Source organism: Candidatus Protofrankia californiensis (assembly GCF_900634765.1).
GTDB lineage: Bacteria > Actinomycetota > Actinomycetes > Frankiales > Frankiaceae > Protofrankia > Protofrankia californiensis.
In genome coordinates this window covers 5,460-5,945 of the sequence record NZ_CAAAFT010000360.1, presented here as the reverse complement: position 1 = coordinate 5,945, position 486 = coordinate 5,460, and the positions used below count along the sequence as shown (strand labels likewise).

1 pseudogene is annotated in these 486 nt (G+C 64.2%); it reads left to right on the top strand.

The window, feature by feature from the left end:
• Positions 1–97: 97 nt before the first annotated feature.
• Positions 98–486, top strand: a pseudogene (locus DD1DGNOD_RS27275) (hypothetical protein); the annotation flags it as partial.

Genomic DNA, 486 nt, shown 5'->3' with positions numbered 1-486 from the left:
CCTCTGCGAACCACAGTAGTCCGCTGGCGGATGGGGATCGGCTATCCCGTCAACAGTCGGTGGTGACGGCACCAAGCCTACAGCGACAGGAGGGACGATGAGTATTCTCTCCAAGCCAGATGTCCCGTCTTCCGGGAAGGCTGTTGATTCATTCCCGCCCCGCGGCCCGGCAACGCTGCACTTCAGCGAGCGGCTGACGGGTTATTTCTCGGCCCGGGCGACCGACGACTTCCAGGCGGGATTGTCGCAGGGACGGTCCGATGGAACGTCGGTCGACATCGACATCACGGTCGACTTCGACGACGTCGACGCGCTTCTGCGTGACCAGACCACACCGGGACGCCCGTCGGGAAGCGTGCGGGTACCGATCCTGTCGAGCGAGGCGCTGACGATCGAGGACGGCGAGTTCGTGCTCGTCGAACCCGACCCCGATCAGGTCGAGACCTGGCATATACGGTATCGGCTGACACTCGTCGCGGGTGACGG